General features: G+C 70.7%; 24 protein-coding genes and 1 pseudogene. 12 read left to right on the top strand and 13 right to left on the bottom strand.

Translation table 11 applies throughout. From position 1 onward, the window contains the following. Positions 1–101: 101 nt before the first annotated feature. Positions 102–263: a hypothetical protein gene (locus tag OHB01_RS08445; protein ID WP_168066502.1), complete on the bottom strand. Its 162-nt coding sequence runs from the start codon at positions 261–263 to the stop codon at positions 102–104. On the opposite strand from OHB01_RS08445, the gene OHB01_RS39875 reads away from it, so the two are divergent. Beyond that, positions 186–422, top strand: coding sequence for a hypothetical protein (locus tag OHB01_RS39875; protein WP_369074160.1), 237 nt, complete (start codon positions 186–188; stop codon positions 420–422). The genes OHB01_RS08445 and OHB01_RS39875 overlap by 78 nt on opposite strands. 166 nt (positions 423–588) lie before the next feature. On the opposite strand, the gene OHB01_RS08435 is transcribed toward OHB01_RS39875, so the two are convergent. Together OHB01_RS08435 and OHB01_RS08430 are read right to left on the bottom strand one after the other, a co-directional pair. Then, entirely contained in the window at positions 589–1914 is a 1326-nt protein-coding gene (locus tag OHB01_RS08435; protein ID WP_328709300.1) for an ISL3 family transposase, read from the bottom strand. A 115-nt stretch (positions 1915–2029) separates the two neighbouring features. Then, complete coding sequence (locus tag OHB01_RS08430) at positions 2030–2386, bottom strand: hypothetical protein (RefSeq protein WP_328855184.1); 357 nt, start codon at positions 2384–2386, stop codon at positions 2030–2032. Between OHB01_RS08430 and OHB01_RS08425 the strand changes: the two genes are divergently transcribed. After that, positions 2385–3305, top strand: coding sequence for a LysR family transcriptional regulator (locus OHB01_RS08425; RefSeq protein ID WP_187280694.1), 921 nt, complete (start codon positions 2385–2387; stop codon positions 3303–3305). The two genes, OHB01_RS08430 and OHB01_RS08425, sit on opposite strands and share 2 nt — an antisense overlap. A gap of 24 nt (positions 3306–3329) precedes the next feature. On the opposite strand, the gene OHB01_RS08420 is transcribed toward OHB01_RS08425, so the two are convergent. After that, on the bottom strand, positions 3330–3956 hold the full coding sequence (locus tag OHB01_RS08420; protein ID WP_328855183.1) for a TetR/AcrR family transcriptional regulator: 627 nt from the start codon (positions 3954–3956) through the stop codon (positions 3330–3332). Between the two features lie 171 nt (positions 3957–4127). Between OHB01_RS08420 and OHB01_RS08415 the strand changes: the two genes are divergently transcribed. Beyond that, the gene (locus OHB01_RS08415; protein ID WP_142651446.1) at positions 4128–5132 is read left to right on the top strand and encodes an aldo/keto reductase; all 1005 of its coding nucleotides are present in this window, start codon (positions 4128–4130) and stop codon (positions 5130–5132) included. 38 nt (positions 5133–5170) lie between these two features. On the opposite strand, the gene OHB01_RS08410 is transcribed toward OHB01_RS08415, so the two are convergent. Together OHB01_RS08410 and OHB01_RS08405 are read right to left on the bottom strand one after the other, a co-directional pair. Continuing rightward, positions 5171–5620 (bottom strand): iron chaperone, encoded by a 450-nt coding sequence (locus OHB01_RS08410; protein ID WP_142651445.1) that lies wholly within the window; start codon positions 5618–5620, stop codon positions 5171–5173. Between the two features lie 54 nt (positions 5621–5674). After that, positions 5675–6130, bottom strand: a complete 456-nt coding sequence (locus OHB01_RS08405) for a carboxymuconolactone decarboxylase family protein (protein WP_142651444.1) — start codon at positions 6128–6130, stop codon at positions 5675–5677. A gap of 258 nt (positions 6131–6388) precedes the next feature. Between OHB01_RS08405 and OHB01_RS08400 the strand changes: the two genes are divergently transcribed. The 7 genes and pseudogenes from OHB01_RS08400 to OHB01_RS08370 all read left to right on the top strand — a co-directional run bounded on the left by OHB01_RS08400 (position 6389) and on the right by OHB01_RS08370 (position 11804). After that, positions 6389–8542 carry an ATP-binding protein gene (locus tag OHB01_RS08400; RefSeq protein ID WP_328855834.1) on the top strand — a complete coding sequence of 718 codons (2154 nt, stop codon included), beginning with the start codon at positions 6389–6391 and terminating at the stop codon, positions 8540–8542. A gap of 129 nt (positions 8543–8671) precedes the next feature. Beyond that, a complete protein-coding gene (locus OHB01_RS08395; protein WP_168066498.1) occupies positions 8672–9685 on the top strand; it encodes an RDD family protein in 1014 nt (337 codons plus the stop codon). Beyond that, complete coding sequence (locus tag OHB01_RS08390; RefSeq protein WP_142651441.1) at positions 9666–10064, top strand: hypothetical protein; 399 nt, start codon at positions 9666–9668, stop codon at positions 10062–10064. Before OHB01_RS08395 ends, OHB01_RS08390 begins: the two co-directional genes overlap by 20 nt. Before the next feature lie 167 nt (positions 10065–10231). Continuing rightward, a complete protein-coding gene (locus tag OHB01_RS08385) occupies positions 10232–10816 on the top strand; it encodes a hypothetical protein (protein ID WP_205831052.1) in 585 nt (194 codons plus the stop codon). After that, positions 10765–11202, top strand: coding sequence for a DUF11 domain-containing protein (locus OHB01_RS08380; RefSeq protein ID WP_328855182.1), 438 nt, complete (start codon positions 10765–10767; stop codon positions 11200–11202). The genes OHB01_RS08385 and OHB01_RS08380 overlap by 52 nt, the downstream gene beginning before the upstream one ends. A gap of 145 nt (positions 11203–11347) precedes the next feature. After that, positions 11348–11524: pseudogene (locus tag OHB01_RS08375) on the top strand (hypothetical protein); the annotation flags it as partial. A 121-nt stretch (positions 11525–11645) separates the two neighbouring features. Continuing rightward, positions 11646–11804: a hypothetical protein gene (locus OHB01_RS08370; RefSeq protein WP_328710966.1), complete on the top strand. Its 159-nt coding sequence runs from the start codon at positions 11646–11648 to the stop codon at positions 11802–11804. Positions 11805–11894: 90 nt separating this feature from the next. On the opposite strand, the gene OHB01_RS08365 is transcribed toward OHB01_RS08370, so the two are convergent. After that, a complete protein-coding gene (locus tag OHB01_RS08365; RefSeq protein ID WP_147943952.1) occupies positions 11895–12989 on the bottom strand; it encodes a hypothetical protein in 1095 nt (364 codons plus the stop codon). Positions 12990–13243: 254 nt separating this feature from the next. After that, the gene (locus OHB01_RS08360; RefSeq protein WP_221890017.1) at positions 13244–13900 is read right to left on the bottom strand and encodes a class I SAM-dependent methyltransferase; all 657 of its coding nucleotides are present in this window, start codon (positions 13898–13900) and stop codon (positions 13244–13246) included. A gap of 482 nt (positions 13901–14382) precedes the next feature. Between OHB01_RS08360 and OHB01_RS08355 the strand changes: the two genes are divergently transcribed. Then, positions 14383–14622: a hypothetical protein gene (locus OHB01_RS08355; protein WP_328855181.1), complete on the top strand. Its 240-nt coding sequence runs from the start codon at positions 14383–14385 to the stop codon at positions 14620–14622. 22 nt (positions 14623–14644) lie between these two features. Here OHB01_RS08355 and OHB01_RS08350 read toward each other — a convergent pair whose 3' ends face one another. Genes OHB01_RS08350 through OHB01_RS08340 form a run of 3 tightly spaced genes read right to left on the bottom strand, consistent with a single transcriptional unit; the run spans position 14645 to position 18274 of the window. Continuing rightward, a complete protein-coding gene (locus OHB01_RS08350) occupies positions 14645–15760 on the bottom strand; it encodes an alpha/beta hydrolase family protein (protein ID WP_142651436.1) in 1116 nt (371 codons plus the stop codon). A gap of 49 nt (positions 15761–15809) precedes the next feature. Then, positions 15810–17180, bottom strand: coding sequence for an aldehyde dehydrogenase family protein (locus OHB01_RS08345; RefSeq protein ID WP_142651435.1), 1371 nt, complete (start codon positions 17178–17180; stop codon positions 15810–15812). Next, a complete protein-coding gene (locus OHB01_RS08340) occupies positions 17180–18274 on the bottom strand; it encodes a phenazine antibiotic biosynthesis protein (protein ID WP_142651434.1) in 1095 nt (364 codons plus the stop codon). The genes OHB01_RS08345 and OHB01_RS08340 overlap by 1 nt, the downstream gene beginning before the upstream one ends. 227 nt (positions 18275–18501) lie before the next feature. Between OHB01_RS08340 and OHB01_RS08335 the strand changes: the two genes are divergently transcribed. After that, a complete protein-coding gene (locus tag OHB01_RS08335; protein WP_142651433.1) occupies positions 18502–20112 on the top strand; it encodes an ABC-F family ATP-binding cassette domain-containing protein in 1611 nt (536 codons plus the stop codon). Between the two features lie 66 nt (positions 20113–20178). Here OHB01_RS08335 and OHB01_RS08330 read toward each other — a convergent pair whose 3' ends face one another. Then, a complete protein-coding gene (locus OHB01_RS08330) occupies positions 20179–21066 on the bottom strand; it encodes an SDR family NAD(P)-dependent oxidoreductase (protein WP_142651432.1) in 888 nt (295 codons plus the stop codon). A 30-nt stretch (positions 21067–21096) separates the two neighbouring features. After that, entirely contained in the window at positions 21097–22107 is a 1011-nt protein-coding gene (locus OHB01_RS08325) for an alcohol dehydrogenase catalytic domain-containing protein (protein ID WP_142651431.1), read from the bottom strand. Positions 22108–22145: the final 38 nt, after the last annotated feature.

Here is a 22145-nt window from a genome sequence, read left to right as displayed (position 1 = left end):
GGTGCCGTCCGTACTGGCATGAAAGCGGCTAAAGCAGACCAGTGACCGCCCTTCAGGCCACGGACCACCCTCGCGAGGCCGCGCGTAGCAGCTCGTAAAACTCAGCGAGGGGCCGTGATGATAGGCAGGGCGACGTGCACGAGCATGCGGTCATTCTGAATGAACCGGCGCAGGGTCTTCGTCCGATGCCGCAGGGTGTCGCCTCGTTCGAGAGGCTGGAAGCCGAGCACCAGTTGGTCGTGCTCCGCGAGCTTGCCGACCACTGCATGCAGACCGGCGAAAGATCGAGGTCAGGGCAGCATTTCTCGCTCGAAGGATTCGCGTCCCGACTCGTCGAACCGCGCGCAGAGCTCCTGTATCTCGTCCTTGAGAAGGACGATCTGCGAGAAGCCGACCAGCTCGTCGTCCACCCGGATCGGTGAGACCGTGACCAGGATCGTGGTTTTCCCGTACGGCCTGGCGACGTAGCGCACCGGCTCGACGCGGCCCTCTTCGAAGAGCCGGAGCATGGCGTCGAAACGGGGATTGGTCACCGCTCGGCGATGTCGCTTCCGGACGTCGTCTCCGATGTATCCGGGCTCTTCGAAGTTAAGCGGGGTTGAGGAATCCGCGGCTTCGTCGGGTGGTGGCGCAGCGGGTGCGTAACCGCTGGTTTTCGGGGTTGCGGAAGCCGTACGCGTCGCGGGCGACGGTCTTGATCACGCGGTTGGTGCCCTCGGAGCCGGCGTTGGTGATGCCGGTGTGGATGAACGCGAGGATCTCGGGCCACCAGGTCTCGACCGTGCTCGCCAGGCGTTCCAGTTCAGGCAGGCCGGAGGCGGCGCAGCGGTCATAGAAGCGGAACAGCCGGCCGGCGACGACGGAGCGATCGGGGTGGGTGCGCGCCAAGGCGAGCAGGTCGAGCAGGTCTTCCTTGGCGTTCCACGCGGCCAGGATCGGCACTCCGATCCGCCTCGGTAGCGCCATCAGGTCATCGACCATCGGGTCGAGTTGCGAGCCGTGCATCCGGGCGGCCGAGCGGGTCAGCCGGTTACGTAGTTCCCATTCGCGGTTGCCCTTGCGCCCGCGCCTGCCCCGCACCTGGACGGTGACGCGGCGGCGGACCTCGGTGACGGCGGCGTTGGCCAGCTGCACGATGTGGAAGTGGTCGACCACCAGCCTGGCCTGCGGTAACGCCACCCGGACGGCGGATTTGAAGATGGTGCACATGTCGATCGCGACGAAGGTCACGCCATCACGCCAGGCCTGAGTACGCTGGCCGAGCCAGCCGGTGACAGCAGTGCTGGTACGGCCTTCGACCTGGCCGAGCAGGCCTTGCCCGCCGGACAGGTCGACGAAGCCGACATGCCATCGGTCCACGACGGTCTGCCAGGTGCCGGTGGTCTCATCCCAGGTCCAGCGGGGCCGGCCTCGGCGGATCTCATCGATCCCCAGCACCGTGACGGGGGCGGGCTGACCGGGCAGCACCCGCTGGGCGTGCGCGGTGAACGCCGCACAGGCCACCGGCCAGGACACGCCGTGGTCGCGAGCCGACTGCACGATCGTCCTCCCACGGTCGGCGACGGCTTCCCCGGCGGCCTGGCGTAATCGCACCGTCAGCCGGGCCCGGGCCGGGACCTGTGCGACGTGCTCGGTGAACGTCCCTCTCGGGCAGGCCGGCTCGTCGCAGTACCACCGGCGTTTACGCCAGCGCAGGTCACAGCGGCGGCCCGCGACCGGTAGGTCACGCGGGCGGGTGGTCACCCACTCCTTGACCCGGGCCGCGAACACCCCGCACTCGGGGCAGGCCCGAGCGCTCTCGTCGGCGGTGACCAGATGCACGATCGGCCCCTGCCTGCTGTCTTCACCTGCTGCGACGACGTCGACGACGGCCAGGCCCTCCAGGCCCAGCAGCCGGGTCGTATCGTTGACCATGCTCGCGGCTCTTCTGTTGATCTTCTGCGTAGATAACAGAAATGATCAACGGGAGCCGCGAGCTCCCTCAAGAGGCAATCCATCCCGCAGCCGCGCGAGCAGGCGCAGCCTCGCCTCAACCCCGATCAAGTTCGATGAGCCTGTATCCGGGCTTCCGGTCCAGGTGCTCCGAAGCCCACTTGTTGTAGTACATCACCGTTCCGTGGCGATCCAGAATGGTGACTCCGACGCCGGCCTGTTCGAGGATCCGGTCCGCCCACTGATCCAAATCCCAGTCCGCGGCGATGCGGTTCTCGGCGACTTCGGCCGGCTCGGCCTGAGGTGACATTGACGCCTCCGGATAGCGAATTTGCAGATCAGGACAAAGTCTTGACGCCTGCACCCGAGTCCACAATGAGTTCTTTTTGGGGCGAGCCTTCGGCTGACCCGAAGTCTCCAGAGTGGGGGCCGAGATGGGTAGCGTCTCGACCATGACGTACGACCTGACCGATCTTCAGCTGTTCCTCCAGGTGGTCGATGAGGGCAGCATCACCCGGGGCGCGGAGCGGTCACACCTGTCGCTGGCTTCGGCCAGCACGAGGATCAAGGCGATGGAGAAGGCTCTGGGAGCGCCGCTGCTGATCCGGCATCGCCGTGGTGTCGTGCCGTCACCGGCAGGGTGGCTGCTGGTGGCCCATGCCCGTCAGGTCATCGAGCAGATTGCTCGGATGCGTTCTGAATTGTCGCGCTATTCCGACGGCCTGCGGTCCACATTGGTGATCTCGGCGAATACTTCGGCGACCGAAACGCTCGTGTCGTCGGTGATAGTCGACTTCATGGCCGACAATCCCGACATCGACCTGGAGCTGGAGGAGCGGCCGAGTCACGAGATCGTCGCCGCCGTCACCGACGGCCGGGCGGAGCTGGGGATCATCGCCGACACGGTGGACTCGGGCCGGCTGGAACGGGCGGTGCTGCGTCCCGATCCGCTGGTCGTCATCACACCGCCGGGCCACGCGCTGGCCGCGCGTGCTCATGTCGCGTTCAGCGAGTGCCTCGGCCACCCGTTCGTCGGCTTCACCGAGGGGAACCCGTTGCAGGAGCATCTGAGCGGGCAGGCCCAGCCGCTCGGGCTCCGGCCCCGCTACCGGGCGCATCTGCCGTCCACGGAGGCGATCTGCGGCGCGGTGGCGGCCGGGGTCGGCATCGCCGTGGTTCCCGCGCGTGCGATCGACCGTTGGCGGCGTACGTACGACCTGCGGGCCGTGGACCTGACGAACTCCTGGGCCAAGCGCAACCTGCTGTTGTGCTGCCGGCGCTGGTCCGGGCTCTCCGATGCCGCGGCGGCGCTCGCCGCACGCCTCACGGCACCCGAGTCACCCGCCGCACCGGACGACGGCGGCGCGGCCTGAGCGTGGGAGAGGTCGCCGCCCGGTTCACCGGCCGTAGAGCAGCGAGGTCCACGCATTGGTGAGCACGTCGACGAGGACCTGCTCGTCGTCGAAGGGCGGCACCCCCGAGGCGGCGAGGTAGTAGAGCCGTTCGCCCATCCAGGTCAGCGAGGCGGCCACGGCGCGCACGTCCGCGTCGCCGAGATGCCGCAGCGCCTCCGGGTCGGATCGGATGCGGGCCACGGCGGCCTCGGTGAACAGGTCCATCTGTTCGAGCCACAGGGCTCGCAGGTCGTCGTCGGAGCCCCAGCTCTCCACGATCGCCATGAGCACGCCCGCGTTCGCGCGCCACAACCGTGCGCCGTCGGTCACACCGGCCCGGAGCGCGGCGGCCGGGTCCTGCCGTCCGCCGGTCCAGGGCTCGGCCGCCTGCTGTCCCCGCGTCACGGCCTCGCGTACGAGCTCGGCGAGCACCGCCTGCTTGCTCGGGAAATAGAAGTAGAAGCTGGCCCGGGACACCTTGGCCGCGGTCAGGATGTCGCTCACGCTCAGGGTGTCGAAGCGGCGCTCCCGCAGCAGCTCACGCGTCGCCGACAGGATGCGCTCCCGAAGCTCTGCGGAGGCCGCGACGCCCGAGCGGCGCGCGGCGGGAGCGGTGCGCTTGGAAGACATGCGACCAAGCGTACGACGGCGTGTATGGACGCTACGTCCATACATTCGATCTGGACGACATGTCCATACAGTGTGTATGGTCATTGCCATGACGCACATCGCGATCCATCTGGTCGTCTCCGATCCCGACAAGGCCGCCGCCGCGGAGCTGTTCAGCGGATCGGCGACGGCATGAGATACCGGACGCTGGGCGCGAGCGGCCTGCGGGTCTCCGAGCTGATCCTGGGCGCCATGACCTTCGGCGAGCAGGGCGGCGTCGGCGCGCCGCTGCCGGAGTGCCGGCGCATGCTCGACCTGTACGCCGAGGCCGGCGGCAACATGATCGACACCGCGATCAACTACCGCGACGGCGCCAGCGAGCGGATACTCGGCGAGCTGCTGGAGGGCCGGCGCGAGTCGTTCGTGCTGGGCACGAAATACACCGTGTCACGCGACCGCGCCGACCCCAACGCGGCGGGGAACCACCGCAAGAACCTGCGGGCGTCGCTGGAGACCAGCCTGCGCAGGCTGCGTACGGACTACGTGGACGTCTACTGGGTGCACATGTGGGACCGCGACACGCCGATCGAGGAGACCATGCGCGCGCTGGACGACGTGGTCCGCTCCGGCAAGGTTCTTTACGTGGGGATCTCCGACGCCCCCGCCTGGATCGTGTCGCGGGCCAACACGCTGGCGCAGTGGCATGGGTGGAGCCCGTTCGTCGGTCTCCAGGTGCCGTACAGCCTGCTCCAGCGCGACATCGAACGCGAGCTGCTGCCGATGGCCGAGTCGCTGGGGCTGGGCGTCACCGCCTGGAGCCCGCTGGGCGGCGGCGTGCTGTCCGGCAAGTACACCCGCCCCGGCGCCCCCGCGACCGGCGGCCGGCTGAACGCGGAGTCGCTGTCGGCCCGTGACCACGCGATGGCCCGGGTGGTGCAGGACGTCGCCGACGACCTCGGGGCCACGCCCTCCCAGGTGGCCATCGCGTGGACCGCGAGCCGGTCGCGCGCGATCCATCCCATCGTCGGGGCGCGCGATGCCGACCAGCTCCGCGACAACCTCGCCGCCGCCGGCCTCACCCTGCCGCCGGAAAGCATCGCCCGGCTGGAGGAGGCCACCGGCTTCGAGCTCGGATTCCCCGGGGACTTCATCTCCCAGACGTCCCCGTGGGTCTTCGGCTCGGCGCTTGTCGACTGACGTCATGAGGCTGACGTCGTGAAGGTAGCCGGACCTTCTCAGCTCAGCGCCTGCTTCAGGAGCGCGGCGATCCTCTCCTCGACCTCGGGGGTCAGCTCGGCCAGGGCGTACGACGCCGGCCACATGGCTCCGTCGTCGAGGTTCGCCGCGTCGCTGAAGCCGAGCGTCGCGTAGCGGGCCTTGAACTTCGCCGCGGCCTGGAAGAAGCAGACCATCTTGCCGTTGTGGGCGTACGCCGGCATGCCGTACCACAGCTTCGGGGTCAGGGTCGGCGCGGCGGCCTTGATCACGGCGTGCAGGCGCTCGGCGATGACCCGGTCGGACTCGGGCATTTCGGCGATCTTGGCGAGCACCTCGCTCTCCGTGTCGGCCTTGGCGCCCCGCCGTGCGCTCGTCTTGAGCTCCTTGGCGCGCTCCTTCATCGCGTCGCGCTCTTCCTCGGTGAACCCGTCGTACTTCTGGCCCTTGGCGGTGGTGGTCTTCGACATGACGATTTCCTCTCTTCTGTGATGTACGGCTTCAGGCGGTGATGGGGGACGGCGTCACCACTGGCCCGCCTGCTGTCGGGTCGGCACGTTGAGCCGGTTGAAGGCGTTGGCGATCGCGATGTTGAGCAGCAGCGCGGCCAGCTCCTTCTGGTCGAAGTGCGTGGCGGCCACGTCCCACACCTGGTCGGGCACGGGGTCGGGCCGGTCGGCGAGCCGGGTGACGGCCTCGGTCAGGGCCAGTGCGGCACGCTCCTCGTCGCTGAACCACGGCGTCTCCCGCCACGCGGCGACGGCGTGCACCTGGTCATCGGTCGCGCCGTGCCGCCGGGCCTGGTGGACGCCCCCGGCGACGCAGGGAGCACAGCCGTTGATCTGGCTGGCCCGCAGGTGGCTCAGCGCCAGCAGTCTGCCGTCCACTCCGGCGCCCGCGACGGCCCTGTTGAGCGCCATCAGGGCCTCCATCGCCTCGGGGATCAAAGCCGCCGGGTTCGGCATGCGCTCGGTCGACATCGCCACTCCTTCGCCGCAGGTGTTTCCGACACGAGCTATCAGACCATCGGCGTGCCCGGCGGCGCCTGCCCAGTGGGACACCGTGGGACACCGATAACGCTGCTGACCTGCGCGAACGCGCCGCCGATCCGTCCGTACGGGCCGGGACGGGTACGGTGTTGCACGTGTCCAGCCCCCAGGAACGACTGGTGGCTCAGCTCGGCCGGATCAAGGAGCTGAGCGGGCTCAGCCTGCGCGCTCTCGCCCGCCCAGACGGGGCTGAGCAGCTCGTCGTTGTCGCGATATCTGACCGGACAGCTCGTGCCGCCGTGGGAGGCCGTCGTGGCGCTGTGCCGGGCCGTGGGACGCGATCCCCGGCCACTGCGCGCGCTGTGGGCCGAGGCGGCCGAAGCCGGAGCGGCGCCCGCCCGGCGGCGCAACGATCTGCCGGCCGACCTGTTCGACTTCACCGGCAGGGAAGCCGAGTGTGCCCTGGTCGAGGAGCTGATCCGCACCACCGGCGCGGCGGCGATCGACGGCATGGCGGGCGTGGGCAAGACCAGCCTGGCCGTGCACGTGGCCCATCGGCTCGTCTCCGCGTTCCCGGACGGCGGGCTCTATCTCGACCTGCAGGGCTTCACCCCGGGACAGGAGCCGCTGGAGCCGCACGCCGCGCTGGGCCGGCTGCTGGGCGCGCTGGACGTCACGCATCCCCCGGCCGGCACCGCCGAACGTGCGGCGCTGTGGCGGTCGGAGCTGTCGCGCCTGCGGGTCCTCGTCGTGCTCGACAACGCGGTCGACGCCGAGCAGGTGCGTCCGCTGCTTCCTGGCGCGGGGAAGTCCGCGGTGCTGGTCACCAGCCGTCACCGGCTGGTCAGCCTGGACGCGGTGCCGCCGGTGTCCCTGGAGCCGCTGGCCGACGACGACGCGGCGCACCTGTTCGGCCGGGCGGCCGGGCTGTCGCTCACCGAAGAGGAGGCGGTCGGCCAGGTGCTGCGCCAGTGCGGCGGGCTCCCGCTGGCGCTGCGGATGGCGGGCGCGCGGCTTCGCCACCGTCCGGGCTGGACGGTGGCCGTGCTGGCCGAACGGCTGCGCGCCACCCCCAGCCGTTTCGACGCGGCGTTCGGCATGTCGCTGCAGCAGCTCGACACGGCTCAGCGCCGGATGTTCCGGCTGCTGGGCGTGCTGCCGGGCACCGATTTCGACGCCTCGGCCGCGGGCGCGCTCGCCGACATGCCGCCCGACCGTGCCGCAGCCGCGCTGGAGGAACTGGTCGACGCCCACCTGGTGCAGGAGCCCTCGCCGGGGCGATATCGGATGCACGATCTGCTCCGGCAGTACGCGGCAGACCTCGCCGCCGAGGAGGAGCCACGGGCCGAAGCCGCGCTGCGCCGGGTGCTGACGCATTATCTGGCGCAGGCCGTCGCCCACGACCGCACGCTGCCCTCACCGCACCGCAAGGACCCCGCGCCGGGAGACCCGGCGAAGGCGATGGCGTGGTTCGACCTCGAATACGTCAACCTGGTGGCCTGCTTCGACACCGCCGTACGGCTGGGCATGGACGAGGTGGTGGCCGAGCTGCCGCAGGCCATGCGGGTCTGGTTCTTCCGCCACCGCGGCACCGACGACCAGGCGCGCCTGCTCGAAGCCGCCGCGGACGCCGCTGGGCGTCTCGGCCGCGATCGGCAGCGGGCCGCGCTGCTCGCGGACCTCGGTTTCGCCCGGGCCGCCGCCGGACGCCTCGGCGAGGCGCTGTCGGCCTACGAGACGGCCGAGCGGTCGGGGCCGGACGACGACACCGCCGCCGCCCTCGCGCTGCGCATCGGTTTCGTACGGCGGGACCTCGGCGACCTCGAAGCGGCGCAGGCGCACTTCCGGCGGGCACGCGAGCTGTTCGAGAAGCTCGGGCACCGGATGGGGCAGTCGCAGGCGCTGGCCTTCGACGGGTGGGTGACGCTCCACCTCGGGCGGCGCGACGAAGCCGCCGAACTCGCCCGGGCGTCCCTCGCCCTGGCGGACGGGCCCGCGCGGGTCACCGGGCTCGTCACGCTCGGTCTCGCGCTGGCGCCGGACGACCCGGCGGAGTCGCAGCGCAGGCTGCACGAGGCGTTGACGCTGTCCGAGCAGCACAATCTCCAGCACAACCAGGCGTGGTGCCACAACTATCTCGGTGTCGCGCTGCGGATCGCGGGTTCGCTGGAGAAGGCGCTCGACCACCACCGGCGGGCCTTCGAGCTGCTGGAACCGCTGGCCGAGGTGCAACTGGAGATCGACTTCCTGCACACCTACGCCGAGACCTGCCGCGTGGCGGGCCGCCATGACGAGGCGCTGGCGCTGCTCGACCGCACGATCGAGCTCGCGCGTGAGCTGGGCCGGCCGTACGACGAGAAGCTCGCCCGCGCGGCGCGGGAGGCCGTGCGCGCCGCCCGCTGAGCCGTACCGCCGCTTTTCCTGATCATTTCGGGTTCCCGCCAGCCGCCCGGCCGTTAGGTTGGGGGCTCGCGGGAGGAGATGATCATGCCGGGTCGTGGTGCACCCGTTCCTGCCGGACATGGACCGGGCGTGAGACGCCCACGCCTGCCGGCCTGGCTCGCCGTTCCGGCCTGGCTGGCCGCGGTCGCCCTGGCCGCCGTTCCGACATGGGAGCTGCGGCGGGTGGAGAACGGGCCCTTCGTGATCCAGGGGTGCGTCGGCAGGCCGGGCGGCGACGAATGGCCGCTGTCCACGCTGCGCGATGACCTGTCGAGGGTGGTGGAAACCGCCGAGAGCTGGGCGGTTCCCGCTCTGGCCGTGCTCCTAGGGCTCCTGGCGTACGTGCGCGACACGGATCGCGCGATCGTCGGCAGGCGCGTCGCGGGGCTTCTCGTCGTGATCGCCGTCGTCGAGCCCCTCACCCCGATGTACGTCGAGCCCGAGGGCTGCTTGCAGACGGTTCCGATACTCAGCGCCGAGTGGTTCCGCAGGGTGCTCGACAGCTGGGGACCGAACCAGCGGTGCCTCCTGCTGGCCGCGGCGCTGGTGTTCGCCGCGTCGCGTACGGCGGCCCGGGAAGAGCCGGCCGTCGGCGGGACGGCGTGGCGTCGTCCGGTGGCGGCTCTGATCGACTACCTGGTCGTCGTCGCTGCTCTCCGCCTGGTCGTGGAACCGGCCTGGTCGTTGGTCGATCCGAGCGTCTGGTTCACCTGGTTCGACCAGGGCCTGCTGGGACGGCTCGGCGACGTGCTGGAGGGCAGCGTGCGGCCCGAAGAGCTGCTCGACCTGCTCATACTGCTCCTCTATGTCTGGGTGCAGCACGCCGTGTGGGGCCGGACGCTCGGCAAGCGGCTGCTGCGCGTACGCGTCGTCGACGTGCGGACGGGTGGACGGCTGGGCGCGGGCAGGGCGGCCCTGCGCACGCTGGCCTTCCCCTTCCTCGCCTTCGTTCCCGACATCGGGCTGGTGCTCCTGCTCGCCGGCGGGCTGGCGGCGTTCCTCGACGCCGACGCCCGGCTCCTCCACGACCGGCTGCTCAGGGCGGCGGTCGTACGTCATCCGTCTCTCACCACCGGCGGTCCGCATGCCCCTGATCTCGCGTAGCGACTGTGAGCTGCACGTCCACGACGGGACCTTCTTCGTCGTGGACGTGTCGTCGTCCTGGGACCCCTTCGAGCCGTCCGACCACCGCGGCCTCGCGCTCTCGGCGGAGGACGACCTCGTGAGCCTCACGCTCGAAGCGTGGGACGACGAGCCGGGGGACCAGCGCGACGCGTGGGCGGATGTCGTCACCGGCGTGTTCCGCTCGGAGACCGGCGAAGTCTGCGCGACGACGCTGTACTCGGACGTGCAGGACGGCTTCCTGCTGCTCGGCGAGCCGGAACGGCTGTGGAACGTACGGGTGTGCACGCGGGCCGATGACGACGCGGATCCGCGGGAGCGGTTCCTGGTCCGGTTCTGGCCGCGGGAGCCGTCGACATAGATCCAGATCTTCCCTGCGCAGGGTCGGCAGAGAACAAGTCCGGCCAACTGTTGGCACGGCCGCACGTGTCGTGCCGCTCCTCTCGTCCCCGCCGCACGAATCTTCCGTGCGGTGCCGGCGCCGGTCGTACGGCCTGGTGAATCGCCACGACGAGAGGACGTTGATCGATGAGGCGCATCCGCAGGATGTGTTATCCCATCGCCGCCCTGGTGGCGGCGGCTGTCCCGCTGACGCTGTCCGACGCGGTCCTCGCCGGAGCCGCGCCCGTACGCACCGAGGCCGCGGCCACGGTGACGCCGCGGGCGGCGGCGCCGAACCCCGCGTCGTGCCCCGAGCAGGTGGCGTTGGTCAACGGCGGGTTCGAGAGGCCCGTCGTCACCGGGACATGGGCTTCGCTGCCGGACGCCTCGCAGAGCGGTCCCAACGCGGTGCCGGGCTGGCGGACGACCGCCACCGACCACAGGATCGAGATCTGGAGCCCCCGGATGAACGTTCCGGCGGCGGAGGGCGCGCAGTTCGCGGAGCTCAACGCCAACCAGGTCTCGACCCTCTACCAGGACCGCCCGACGACCCCCGGGCAGAAGCTCTACTGGCGGCTGTCCCACCGCGGGCGTCTCGGCACCGACGCCGGGGTGCCGAAGAAGATGTCGTCGAGGAAGTTGCCGATCCCGGCTGCTGGACGGGGCCCGAGGGAGCGCCGATGTCCAGCGCCATCTGGTCCGTCACCGAGGTCAACCCGGCCGTCGACCTGAGCGTGGTCAAGTCCGCGGACCGGACCGAGGTCACCGTGGGCGAGACCGTCACCTATCGGGTCACGGTCGCCAACGCCGGGCCCAACGACGCCACCGGCGTCGCCGTCAAGGACGTCCTGCCCGCCAACCTCGCCTTCCTGTCGTCCACGCCGTCGACCGGCACGTACGCCGGGGGCACGTGGGCGGTGGGAACGCTGGCCAGTGGCGCGACGGCCACGCTGGTCGTCCGCGCGAAGGCCACCGCGGTCGCGGAGACGGTCAACACCGCCACCGTCGGCGGCGAGGAGCTCGACCTCGATCCGGCCAACGACAGCGACTCCGTGAAGGTGTGCGTCCAGCGCGAACCGTTCTGCCCGTTCTGCCTGTTCGGAAGCACGCGGAACTGAGCCGGCGGGCGATGCACACCGGTCAGGCGTGACACCAGGCGCGACGTCGCGAGGCCCCTCCGGACCATCGTCCGGAGGGGCCTTCGCACGTGTGCGGCCGGAAATCCGCGAGCAGCGGATCGGCGGGGGTGCGCGTTCACACTGCATGGATCGTGAATCCCTATGGCCGACGGCGCTCGCTCCGCCCGCACCGCCTCCCCGGGCCGATCTGGCGGGCCTGTATCGCGAGCACCGGGTCGGCCTGGTGCGGCTCGCGGTGCTGCTCGCGCTGGCCCGGCTGCCCCGGCGCCAGCGGGAGGCGCTGGTGCTGCGCTACTACCTCGACCTGGCGGACGCCGAGATCGCCCTGGTCATGGGGGTGGGGCAGAGCACGGACGGCGTTCGAGAACTTCCGCAGAAGCGAGGCGGACCCCGCGCTGCCGGCGGCGACCAGGGTCGAGGACATGCCGGAGTCCTTCCGCCTGAAACTCGTCCCCGGCGCCGACCCCCAGGCCGTGTTGAGTGCGGCGATCGATCTGCCCGGGGTGTCCAATGCCGTGGACGAAGGGTGTCTGAGGGACGACCCGGACGACTCCAGGCGCTGTGACGTCTTCGACGAATGACGCTGGGCGCACGTGCGGAAGGGGCACGGGCGGGAACCGCTCGTGCCCCTCGTGGCCCGACTGGATGTCAGGGCTTGGCTTCCCGGCTCATCAGTCGCATTCCTCGCTGCTGCCGCTGGAGGAGGACTGGTGCATCATGGGCCGGCTGTAGCTGGTGACCTGCCGCGACTCGGTGACGTACTTCGTCTCGGTGACCGGGCGCTGGTAGGTCATCATGCGCGTGTAGCTGACCGGACGGCTCTCGGTGACCCAGTGCGTGGACTTCACCTCGTGGGTCTCCGGCACCATCCGGGTGTAGCTGACCGGACGGCTTTCGGTGACGAAGCGCGTCTGCGTGACCGGGTGCTGGAAGGTCTCCTGGCGGGTCACCGGGCGCGTCTCGGTGACGAACTTCGTCTCGGTGACGGGCCGCTGGAAGGTCTCCTGGTGGGTGACCGCGCGGCGCTCGGTGACGTACTTCACCACGGGACGCTGATAGGTGACGTACCGCGTCACAGGACGTGACTCGGTGACGTACCGCGTCTGGGTGACCGGACGCTGGAAGGTCTCCTGGTGGATGACCGGCCGGGTCTCGGTGACCATGCGCGTGTAGGTCACGGGACGCTGATAGGTGATCTGGCGCGTCTCGGTGACCGGGCGCATCCGGGTGACCGTACGCGTCTCGGTGACCGGGCGCTGGTAGGTGACGTGCCGGGTGAACGTGACCGGACGGCTCTCAGTCACCATCCGCGTCTGCGTGACCGGGCGCTGGTACGTGATCGTCCGCGTGTAGCTGATCGGACGGCTGGACGACTGCTCGCTGAGCGACGACTGGCTCAGTGACGACTCGCGCAGCGACGACTGGCCCAGTGACGACTCGTTCAGCGAGGACCGCGAGCGCTGATGGCCGAGGTCGCTCTCCGACTGGGTGCTGCCGCTCGACTCCTCGCCCGACGAACCTTCCTCTTCCTGGGCGCTCTCCCGCCCGTACCCGCTCTCCTCCTGGTACGCGCGTCCGCTCTCCCGGGCCGCCTCCTCCGACTGCTCGCCGAGGTCGGTGCTCGGCTCGTCGGCCCGCGGCGCGCTCAGCGCGGCGGCGAGGCCGGTGGGGTGGGCGGTGGTGGCGGCCGATGCGATGGCCGGCCAGAGCGTGACTGCGGACAGGACTGCCGGACCCAGCAGTAATGAGAATCGAGTGCCGTGCATAGAGATACTCCTCTCCGATCAGCGATCGGGTCGTATCTCAATCGTTGGCACACGCCTCCGGAGCCCGTCCAGGCGAGTTGACCCCTCCCGGGCCGACCGCTGCGGAATTCCATGTGCGCCCTTGGACGTGGCTGTCGGCTACGACGCGATGACCAGGCCGCGCTTTGCCCGCGCATTTCGCCGGCAATATGCTTCGACTAATTGCCGAGACGTTTACGGAATCGGCATTGTGTGTTTTCCGCGAATTACGCAGCTCAGCGGTGGGCGATGACGGCGTATCGCTCGTCGTGGACGGGCTTTCCCCACAGAACCGGGTCGGTCAGCGGTTCCACCGCCACACTCGACGCGTACGGCCGGAGCACCTCGACGAGTGGTTCGGCGCTCACCCCGCCGAGCCAGGGCAGAGAGTGGGCGCCCGGCACGTACGGCGGGCCGTCTCCGGAGGCCTGCCAGTTGCCCTCGATGAGGATCAGCCGGCCGTGTGGGCGCAGCAGGCCCATCCAGGTCTGCAACGCGTGCTCCGGCGCGGGCAGGGTCCACAGCAGGTGCCGGGCCAGGACGACGTCGAAGGAGGTGCCGGCGTCGGCCGGCGGGTCGCTCGCGTCGCCGGTGAGGACGGGTGCGGTGAAGCCCGCGGCGGCCAGCTTGCCCCGGGCCGTCTCGGCCATCCTGGGGGACAGGTCGACGCCCACCGGCCGATGCCCCTGCTCGGCCAGCAGCAGCGTCAGCGACCCGGTGCCGCAACCCAGGTCGAGGACGTCGGTGGGAGGCCGCGGCATCCAGGACCGCAGCCGTCCCGCCCAGGCCGCGCGGACCCGGAGGTCGCGCAGCCCGTGGTCGGCCTCGTCGTCGAAGGTGTCTGCCTCCGCGTCCCAGTAGGAGGCGATCGACTGCGGATCCAAATCAGGCACGGACGCATCTTGTCACCCTCAGCCGACAAAAGTGGATGCAAAGGGGTAAGGAGGTTGATATCCGCAGGGCTCAGGCGTCCTGCGGCGGTGAACCGTTCACCGCCGAGAAGACTCCGCAGAGACATCGGAAGACCCCGTAGACGCCAGGACCCCGGCAGGAGGATCTCCTGCCGGGGTCCCGCACGTGTGGTGCCGGTGCCGGGTCGCCTCTCGGCGAAAGGCACAACGCGGCTCCAGCCGAACGGTAGTCCGCGAAGGCAAATTAGGTGAGGCCCGGGGACACCTGCACACCGGCCACACTTCATCCAACCACGTGTCCGGAGTTGTTGTTCCCGGGCCACGCCATCTTTTTCCGACTCCGTCTCCGAAGCCCATGCTCAACCCCGGAGGAAGTGGGTCATCCCTGCACGTAGACGCGGCGGAGCTTCCGGTCCGGAAAAGGGTGTCGCCCGGCCTCGTCGGGCTCCGAGATCCTCCCTCGTGTGGAACGCGTGCTTCTGACCGGGGCGGGCGGCGTGCCGGTCATGCTCCACCACAGCCGGCCCTGGGTGGTGGAGGTCTTCCGCCATCCCGCCCGCACGCCCTCCGGCCTCGGCACGCGCATGCCGGCCGCCGTACGGGAGAGGGCGGCGGCCGACGGCCGGGCCTGGCCGTGTCTGAGGGCGACCCGGCCGGGCGCGTGTACGAACGGCTCTGTTTCACCCCGGTCGGCGGCTCGATGACCGTCGTGGTCCCCGGCTCCTGTCACAGGGACGAGACGAACTCCTTGACCTCACGCTCGTAACGCCCGGGGTCCGCGTTCCAGGAGCCGGTGTGCCCGCCTCCGCTGGTCCGTACGAGCCTGACGATGTCGGAGCGGGCCTCGGCGAACCGCAGCGCCGGACCGGTCGGCACGGTCGCGTCGTCGTCGTCCACGAAGACCAGCGTGGGGATCGTGAACTCGCGGGCGTGCCGCAGGTGGTCGATGTCGTCGAAGGACACGCCGGTGCGTCGTTCGATGACCCATTCGCCCACCGATACGAGGAAGCCGGGCACGCCCATCTGCTCGGCCCCGAGGGCGATCGGCGCCCGCCAGTCGATGACCGGGCTGTCGAGGATCATGGCCTTGATCGGCTCGCCGGGCAGGTTGCGCACGGTCATCGGCACGATGCCCCCGCCCATCGACCAGCCGTACAGGACGATGCCGGTCGCGCCCTGCTTCCTGGCGTACGTGATGGCCGCCGCGACGTCCTGCCATTCGGTGGCGCCAAGGTGGAGCTTGCCGTCCTCGCTCGCCGGGGCGTTCTCGTCGTTGCGGTAGGTGATGCCCAGCACCGGCATCCCCAGGCTGTGGAAGACCGGCAGCACGCGCAGAGCCTCCGCCGGGCCGCCGTTGCGGCCGTGTACGGCGATCACCCAGGTCGTGGAGGTGCCCTCGGTCCGCCAGCCGGGGAAGTCGCCGAGCGGCGAGGGGATCTTCACGTCCGTGTACGGCACGCCGGCGGCGGCCGGGGTCCCGTGGCCCCACAGCCAGCGGTCGAAGTAGGCCCGCACGCCGGGACGCAGCTCGCCGCGCACGACCTCGGCGACCTTCCTGGTCACCGTGCCGGCCCCGCTCGTGACCACCTGGCCCAGCAGCGCGTTGCCGTCCGCCCAGGTCAGGCCGTATGTGCCGGGGGCGGCCGTGTCGGAGCCGCCCTTGATGGTGACCTGGTCGCCGTCGACGGCCGTCACCTCCAGGGGATAGCCGGAGGTGTGGACGGGGTCGATGACCAGGCCGGAGTAGTACCAGCCCGCGCCGCCGACGGCGACGACGGCGAGCACCACGACGACGGCGAGCGTCCACAGCAGGCGGCGCCGCCACCGTCTCGTCCTGTGCATGCCCGCAATCTACTGGGCCTTTTGCGGTTGTTTAAGGGCGCACAGCGCGCTAAGTGCGGATGACACCTTTTGTGCGCATGAGGAACTCGCCGAGGTAGGCGTCGTGCGGCACCCACGGCGGCATCAGATAGGTGGGGGTGTCCCCCAGGTAGACGTTCCTGATCGACGGATCCTCCACCAACCGGTCGACCAGCCCCTCGTCATCCGTGATCGCGGTCAGCACGAGCGTGTTCCTGAGCGGCTCGACGCCGTCCGCCCGGCTCCAGGGCGCGAACCACACGCAGGGGAACGCCAGCTCGATGCCCGTCTGGGGCGCATCTGGCCGGTTCACCCGGAAGACGGCCGGCCGCAGCGCCGCGCTGCCGTCGCCCAGGTCGTCCACCACGCCGTCGCCGCCGAGCACGGGCGTCGCGCCGTTCACGTGGTCGAGCAGGTATTTCTCGATCGCGTGCGCGTCCGCGACCGGCTGGACGGGCAGCACCGCGCCGTCGTCCTCCGGCGGCAGGCTCGGGATCGCCGCGAGCCGTTCCGCGACGGCCTCGGCCACCGGTGCGGGATCGCCCTCCACGAAGACGGCGGTCGCGTTCACGCAGGCCGTCCCGCCGAAGGCGCTGATCGACTCCACGATCGTCCCCAGATGGGACTCCCAGTCGCGTCCGGTGAGCAGGATCTTGGACCGTCCCGGGCCCTGAGGCAGCACCCTGACGTCGTTGCCGTACTTGTTCACGACCTCCTCGCCGCCGTACACCATGGCGAGGTCGGCGTCGCGGATGACGTCGTCGGCCACCGCGTAGTCGGTCGGCAGGAGCACCACCTGGTCGTCGCCGAACCCCGACTCGCGCAGCGCCGTGATCAGGCGGTGCGGGGTGAACGGCTCGCGCCGCGACGGCCGCACCGCGACCCGGTAGCCCAGCGCCAGGGCCTCCAGCCACAGCGTGTGCACGCCCGGGTGGTTGCCCGCGGCGTGTACGGCGAAGACGTCGCCGCGCCGGGTCCAGACCGCGTGGCCGTTGCGGGTGAGCGGGTCGCGCCAGTCGTCCACCGCGCCCTGCGGACGGGCGTACCGGGTGGTGCGGTACGCCTCGGCGGCGCGCCGCCCGATGCCCTCGGTCGCCGAACGGACCACGGTGATCGGCATCCCGGAGACGCGGCTGACGATGTGCTGGTATCTCTCCGCCGGGATGCCGTCCACCACGCCGGTCGCGAAGAGCCGTCCCGCGCGGGCGAGGGCCGCCGCCCGATCGTGGGCAGGCAGGGTGCGCGCCTCGCGCAGGGCCGCCATCGTCCGCTGCACGAACAGCCGCGGCACCAGGCTCAGCTCGGCGACCGGCGTCCCGGTCAGCTCGGTGATCGTCAACCGGCTGCGGCTGTGATAGGCCCCGCCCGCTCCAAGCGCGTCGAGCCGGATCAGCTCGTCCATCAGTACACCCCCTCGATGACCTGCTCGTTCTCGAAGGTGGGGAGCGGGCCGACGTCGGCGACGGAGTCGCCCAGCTGCCCCGGCGGCGCCGCCACGCGGGTGGCCAGGTCGCGTTCGAGGTTGTTGGGCAGCAGGAAGCTCTTGCTGACGTGGTGCATCACCACCTGGCCGCGGTCGCCGTATCGGACGGGCGCGCCGCTCTCCTGATCGATCACGGAAAACGTGATGTAGGGGGAGAAGGCGTCGAAGATGACGATGTCCTGCTCCGGCGGCACGATGCGCTCGCCCAGCCCGCCGAGGATCATCGTGCTGCCGTACGTGCCGTACAGCTTGACGTCCGGGAAGACCTCCGTGCGGAGCAGATAGTGGGTGTCGGGATCCATGTGCGCGCCACCCCAGCCGATCACGTCGATCTTCGCGTTGATCAGGTCGATGAGCGCGTTCCTGCGGGCCAGCCGGGTCAGCAGCGGCGGCGTGGTCACCAGGACCCGCACGTCCTGGGTCTCCAGGATGTGGGCGCACTGGTCGACCAGGTGCTCGGCGTAGCGCTCGGCCTCGTCGGCGCGGCCCTCGGCGATGCATCTCTTGACCCATCGGGGGTCCATGTCGACGGTGAAGGGGACGCCGCCCCGCCGCGCGGCCTGCCAGCGGACCAGCTCGCCGAAGACGTGCGGCCCGGTCGGCACGAGCGCCAGCCAGTGGCCGCTCTCGGGATAACCCTTCACCTGCAGATCCTTCTCGGTGTGGTGCATCAGCCGTTCCATCCAGTCGCGCAGCAGCACCACGCGCTTGGGCGGCCCGGTCGTGCCGCCGCTCTCGTACACGCCGATGACGTCCGCGTCCGGGCCGTACCCCCGGGGGATCAGGTCCTCCACCCGGACGCCGCGCAGCTCGTTGGCCACGTTGGGAAAGCGGCGCAGGTCCTCGAAGGTGCGCACGTCCTCGCGCGGGTCGAAGCCGAGCGTCTTCGCCCGTTCCAGCCAGTACGGCGAGCCGGTCTCGGGGCTGAAGTGCCATCGCATGGCGGCCTCGATGAACTCCGGGCCCTCCGGCACCTGGTCGAGCGGGCAGTCGAGGATCGGATTCGTTGACATATCCGGCCCCTTTGACTCGGAAATCCCCTGAAAAGCCAGGCTATTTCCGGACGATTCGCCACCAGGTCAAGGAACCCCGGCACTGCGGAAAAGACCGGGCGCCGGGCCACCAGGGGTGCGCCTCGCCCGCGTGCCGCCACTCAGCTCGAAGCCGCCGCCGAGGAATTGGGATGCCGATCGTGAACCCGGCAAGTAGCCTGCGCCAGGAGCGAGAAGGGAACGCCGCTGTGGGACACGTCGAGGTCGGGCATCTGACACATGTGCTGCCAGACGGCAGGACGCTCCTGAACGACGTGTCGTTCCGTGTGGGGGAGGGCGTCAAGGCGGCCCTGGTCGGGCCGAACGGCGCGGGCAAGACGACCCTGCTGCGGATGATCGCGGGCGATCTCCAGCCGGTCGAGGGCACGGTGGCCCATTCGGGCGGGCTCGGCGTGATGCGGCAGTTCGTCGGCAACATCCGGGACGGCCGCACGGTGCAGGACCTGCTGCTCAGCGTCGCGCCGCAACGGGTCAGGACGGCGGCCGAACGGCTCGACGCCGCCGAGCTGGCGATGATGGAGCGGGACGACGAGAAGACCCAGATGCGGTACGCCCAGGCGATCACCGACTACACCGACGCCGGGGGCTACGACATCGAGGTGCTCTGGGACGCCTGCACGATGGCCGCCCTCGGCACGCCGTACGACAGGGTGAAGTATCGCGAGGTCGCCACGCTGTCGGGCGGTGAGCAGAAGAGGCTGGTGCTGGAGGCCCTGCTGCGCGGGCCCGACCAGGTGCTGCTGCTCGACGAGCCCGACAACTACCTCGACGTGCCGGGCAAGGTGTGGCTGGAGACGGCGCTGCGCGAGACGCCCAAGACCGTGCTGCTGGTCTCCCACGACCGGCAGCTGCTCGCCAACGCCGCCGACCGGATCGTCACGGTCGAGTCCGGCAACGTCTGGATCCACGGCGGCGGCTTCGCGACGTACGCCGAGGCGCGGCGGGAGCGCAACGAGCGGCTCGACGAGCTGCGCAGGCGCTGGGACGAGGAGCACGCCAAGCTCAAGCGCCTGGTGGTCATGCTCAAGCAGAAGGCCACATACAACGACGGCATGGCCCCGGCCTACCACGCCGCGCAGACCCGGCTGCGCCGGTTCGAGGAGGCGGGGCCGCCGGAGCTCGCGCCGAAGGACCAGGTCATCAGCATGCGGCTGCGCGGCGGCCGTACGGGCAAACGAGCCGTGATCTGCGAGAGCCTGGAGCTGACCGGGCTGATGAAGCCCTTCGATCTGGAGGTCTGGTACGGCGAGCGGGTCGCCGTGCTGGGCTCGAACGGCTCGGGCAAGTCGCACTTCCTGCGGCTGCTGGCCGGGGAGGACGTGCGCCACACCGGCACGGTCAGGCTCGGCGCGCGGGTCGTCCCCGGGCACTTCGCCCAGACCCACGCCCGGCCCGAGCTGCTCGGCCGTACGCCCTGCGAGATCGTCATGACCGAGCACGCCCGGCTGAAGAACGAGGCGATGAAGGCCCTGGCCCGCTACGAGCTCGCCGGGCGGGTCGCCGAGCAGCGGTTCGAGACGCTGTCGGGCGGTCAGCAGGCCCGCCTGCAGATCCTGCTGCTCGAACTGTCGGGCGCGACGCTGCTGCTGCTCGACGAGCCGACCGACAACCTCGACCTCGCCAGCGCCGAGGCCCTGCAACAGGGCCTGGACGCTTTCGAGGGCACGGTGCTGGCGGTGACGCACGACCGCTGGTTCGCGGCCGATTTCGACCGCTATATGGTCTTCGGCTCCGACGGGCGGGTGTACGAGTCGCCCGAGCCGGTCTGGGACGAGACGCGCGTGGTCCGCCCCCGATAGCCGAGCCGGAGAAGGTCAGGCGCCGGAGAAGATCAGGCGCCGGAGAAGGTCAGGCGCGGAAGAAGATCAGACAGGGTGCAGCAGGTCCGCCAGCCCGATGCGGGTGAGGAAACGGGCGCGGACGCGGTCGGCGACCTCGCTCACCTCGGCCGACCCGTCGTCCACCGGATCCACGTGCACCCGGAAGGGCCGCGTGCCGTGCGGGGTGTCCACGACCTGGACGACGGCGTCGGCGACCAGTGAGGCGTCGGCGCCGGGCGGCTGCAGCGCGGCCAGCCGCTCGCCCACCTGCTCCATGAGCGCGCCGTACCGCTCGTCGTAGGCCGCGATCACCGCCTGCTCGGCCGGGTGTCCGGCGTTGGCGAAGTGGTTGGTGCCCGAGGTGAACGCGCCGGGGACGACGATCGTGGTCTCGATGCCGAAGCGGGCCAGCTCGGCCGCGTACGACACCGCCAAGGCGTCGGCCGCGGCCTTGGCGGCGAAGTACGGCGCGAGGTAGGGCGGGGTGCCGCCCCTGGTGGAGCTGGAGCCGATCCACAGCAGCAGGCCGTGCCCCCGCTCGCGCATGTGCGGCAGGACCGCCCGGTTGAGCCGCTGGCTGCCCAGCACGTTCGTGTCGTAGACGGCGGCGAGCTCCTCGGGGGTGAACGCCTCGGTGGGGCCGAGCACCATGTGGCCGGCGTTGTGGACGACCACGTCGATGGCGCCCGCCTCGGCCAGGACGGTCGCGACCGCGGCGTCCACCGACTCCTGCGAGAGCACGTCCAGCTCGACCGTACGGAGGTCGACGCCGTGCTCCTTGGCGAATTCGGCCGCCTCGGCGACGCGAGGGGCGTTGCGCCCGGTGGTGGCGCGCATGGCGGCGTACACGGTGTGCCCGGCGCGGGCCAGGGCGCGCGCGGACAGCGCGCCGAAGCCGGAGCTCGCACCGGTGATCAGAATGGTCTTGCTCATCGGTGTTCCTTGGAGTCAGGCGAACACGAGTCAGGCGAACGTGATGACGCGGCGGCCGCCGCCGGACCCGCTGCCCATGGCGTCGAGAGCCTCCGGGGCTCCGTCGAGGCCGATCGGCGTGACCGCGGGCAGGATGCCGTGCCGGGCGGAGAAGGCCAGCGTGTCGCGCAGATCGTGGGGCGATCCGGACGGGGACGCCATGACGTGCAGCCGGTTGAGCACCATCGGCTGGGCGCTGAGGGTGAGCGGCGTGTTGTCGTAGCCGCAGAGCACCAGCGTGCCGTCCGGGGCGAGCCCGGTGAGGACGGCGGAGGCGGCCTCGTTGGAGGGGGCGGCGTTCAGGATGACGTCCGCGCCGCCGCCCCACGCCTTGAGTGCGGCGGCGGGGTCGGTGTCGCGGCTCGCCACGTACGTCTCCGCGCCGAGCTCCTTGGCGGCCGCCTCGCCCTCGGCCGAGCGGCCGATCACGGCGACCCGGGCGCCCATCGCGACGGCGTACCGGACGGCGAGGGCGCCGATGCCGCCGGCGCCGATGACCGCCACCCGGGAGTTCGCCGTGGCACCGGCCCGGCGCAGGCCGTTGAACGCGGTGAGGCCCGCGCACATCAGCGGCGCCGCGGCCACCGGGTCGAGCCCGGCCGGGAGCGGGGTCACATATCCGCTCTTGAACAGGCCGTATTCGGCGTAGCCGCCGTCGTTCGTGATGCCGGTGATGCGCTTGGCCGGGCAGAGGATCTGGTCGCCGGACACGCAGTAGTCACAGTGACCACAGGAGTCGTACAGGAACTGGGCCCCGACCGCGTCGCCCACGGACAGTCCGGTGACGCCGCTGCCGAGCGCCGCGACCGTGCCGGTGATCTCGTGGCCGGGAACGACCGGGAAGCGGGCGAACGGGTAGTGCCCGCGAAGCAGGTTGAGGTCGGTGAAACACAGGCCGCAGGCGGTGACCCTGATCAGGACCTCGCCCGGGCCCGGCTCCGGGATCTCACGTTCGACCAGGGACAACGGGGCGCCGGCCCCGGTGGCGAGTGCTGCACGCATGGTTTCCTCCGTCTGTCGCGGCCGACGCCCCCGCGCCG

Source organism: Microbispora hainanensis (assembly GCF_036186745.1).
GTDB lineage: Bacteria > Actinomycetota > Actinomycetes > Streptosporangiales > Streptosporangiaceae > Microbispora.
Note: the sequence above shows the minus strand (reverse complement) of the source record. Positions and strands in the feature narration are given on the sequence as shown.